This window comes from Promineifilum sp. (SeqCode), from assembly GCF_041918635.1.
In the GTDB taxonomy this organism is placed as follows: Bacteria; Chloroflexota; Anaerolineae; order Promineifilales; family Promineifilaceae; genus Promineifilum.
This window is the reverse complement of the sequence record NZ_JAYRVJ010000393.1, coordinates 1-2342: the sequence shown is the minus strand read 5'-3', so window position 1 is coordinate 2342 and position 2342 is coordinate 1. Positions and strand designations below refer to the sequence as shown.

Below are 2342 nucleotides of genomic sequence, written 5' to 3'. Positions count from 1 at the left end.
GGCAAGTCGAGCAATGACTCCCCCGACCCGGCGCTTATCCTGTCGGTCGAAGGGGAGAACGGCCAGGTGCAGAGCGCGCCGCCCTCGGCCGACATCTACTACCCCGACATCCGCGTGGTGAATCCCAGCGCCGACAATCCCAAGCTGCCCGCGGACGACGGCTACTACGAGATCACCCTGCCGCCCCACTTCCACCGCGACGAGTACCCCTCCTTCAGCTTGCAGTGGATTGACTTCTACCGCTGAGCGCCGTCCGCGCTGTGGGTCGCTATGGATGATGCAGATATACTGTCGTCTATGATCACGAGCCGGGCTAATACTCAGGTCAAGTACATTCGTCGCCTGTTGGCGGAGAAGCGCTTTCGCCACGACGAGCGCGCCTTCGTCGTCGAGGGCACGCGCTGGCTGCGTGAGCTGGCCCTGGCCCAGTTGACGCCGCGCGCCCTCTTCGCCACGCCGGAGTGGGCCGCCAGCGACGAGGGGCAGGGATTGACCGCGGCGCTGGCCGTGGAGCCGGCGCTGGTGGACGAGAAGGTCATGGCTGCCATGAGCGACACGGAGACCGCGCCGGGCGTCCTGGCCGTGCTGGCGATGGAGCCGCGCCCGCTGCCGGCCGCGCCGACGCTGCTGCTCATCCTCGACGCCGTCAGCAACCCCGGCAACCTGGGGACGATCCTGCGCACGGCGGCGGCGGCCGGAGCCGACGGCGTGCTGCTCGCGCCGGGCAGCGTGGACGCCTACAACCCCAAGGTGGTGCGCGGCAGCATGGGGGCCATCCTGCGCCTGCCGGTGTGGCAGGAGAACTGGGAGGTCATCGGCCGGCTGGCGGCGGGACTGGACGTGTGGCTGGCGGCGGCGCGCGACGGCGTGGCCCACACGGCGGTGGACTGGCGGCGGCCGTCGGCCATCCTCATCGGCAGCGAGGCGCAGGGGGCGGGCGCGCAAGGAGAACGGCTGGCGACCGGCCGGGTGACCATCCCCATGCGCGACGAGACGGAGTCCCTCAACGCGGCCATGGCGGCGGGCATCCTGCTCTTCGAGGCGGCGCGGCAGCGAGGAGAAGAAGAGGCTCATGCAAAGAGCGCCAAGAAACCCAAGAACGCCAAGTAATCTCTTCTTTGCGCTCTTTTCTTCCTTAGCGCTCTTTGCGTGATCTCTTCTCTTAGGTTCGGACTTTGAGGCGGGTGCGGCTGTCCTCTACCCGGTAGACAAAGCGCCGCCGGCACTCCGGGCAGGAGCCGTCGAGGTAGTCATACCCCCGATCCAGCCCCACACCGTAGGCGTGGATCAGCAACGGTCGCAGCGCCTCATCCCCTTCCAGCCGCAACCAGCCGTCGCGCGCGTCGAGGGCCGCGGTCTGGATGGCCTCCCGGCCGAACAGCAATTCGAGGTCGGCCAGGAAGTAACCACACCGGCCGCAGGCGGCGTAACGCTGGCGCAACCGATCATAATTCTCGCGTTCGGCGCGGGAGAGGAGGCGAGGTTCGGGCAGCGGGGGTGGCGCGACCGGTTCCGACTCCGACGACGCCTGGTCGGGCGCGACCTCCACCTCGTCGGTCGCCGCGGCGCTCAGCTCTTCATCGGCCTCGGCCGCTGGCTCGGTCGAATCGGGGGCCAGCGCCGGCGCTTCCGGCATGGGCGCGTCGGCCAGCGGGCTATCGCCAACCGGCGGTCCGTCGCCGGCCATGGAGAGGTCGGGGTTGCCTTCCGGCCGGGTGCTCGTCGGGCCAGCGTCGCCCGTCATGGTGTCGTCGTTCACAGGTATCCTTGTAGGTCACGCGGGCAAGGCGGCGTGTCATTAATGCCCTTCAGATGGCGATTCTAACGGCCCGGCGTTGGCTGTCAAATCCGACTCGCGTATCGCCGTCTTGAAGTGGATAAATGGCTACGGATTGGGACGGAAGAAATGGATAATTGGAGAGCACCAATGGAAATTCGCTCTGTCACTCTGTTTTGCGAGTCCGACCGCGCGCCGGCCGACTTCGCGCTGTTCCTGGCGGCGGCGCGGGCGGCCTTCCCCGTGCGCGTCCAGTCTACCCGCTTGGGGGCGACGCCCTTCCCCGACTGGCTGCCGCGCGAACGGGCGGCGGCCGCGGCGGCCGAGTTCGCCGCCGCCTGGCGCGCCGCCGGCGTAGACTACGTCAGCCTCGGCCCGGCCCAGCTGGTGCATGACCCCACCTGGCTGGCGCTCATCCCCGACCTACTGAGCGCCGCCGAGGGCGTCTTCGCCTCGGTGGAGATCGCCGCGACCGACGGCCGGCTCGACGTGGGCCGCTGCTGGGACGCTGCCCGGCTCATCCGCACGGTGAGCACGCTCTACCCCGACGGCTTCGGCAACCTGT

The 2342-nt window shown here is 69.0% G+C and carries 4 protein-coding genes; 3 read left to right on the top strand and 1 reads right to left on the bottom strand.

Annotation, left to right across the window (positions count from 1 at the left end; translation table 11 throughout):
• Positions 1–246 (top strand): hypothetical protein (locus ACE3UY_RS12235; protein ID WP_374687799.1); only part of this gene is annotated, 246 nt, incomplete at its 5' end.
• Between the two features lie 51 nt (positions 247–297).
• Entirely contained in the window at positions 298–1110 is an 813-nt protein-coding gene (locus tag ACE3UY_RS12230; RefSeq protein ID WP_374687798.1) for a TrmH family RNA methyltransferase, read from the top strand.
• 52 nt (positions 1111–1162) lie between these two features.
• Here ACE3UY_RS12230 and ACE3UY_RS12225 read toward each other — a convergent pair whose 3' ends face one another.
• Positions 1163–1759, bottom strand: coding sequence for a hypothetical protein (locus ACE3UY_RS12225; RefSeq protein WP_374687797.1), 597 nt, complete (start codon positions 1757–1759; stop codon positions 1163–1165).
• A 168-nt stretch (positions 1760–1927) separates the two neighbouring features.
• On the opposite strand from ACE3UY_RS12225, the gene ACE3UY_RS12220 reads away from it, so the two are divergent.
• Positions 1928–2342: DUF711 family protein (locus tag ACE3UY_RS12220; protein ID WP_374687796.1), on the top strand; the 415-nt coding region annotated here is incomplete at its 3' end.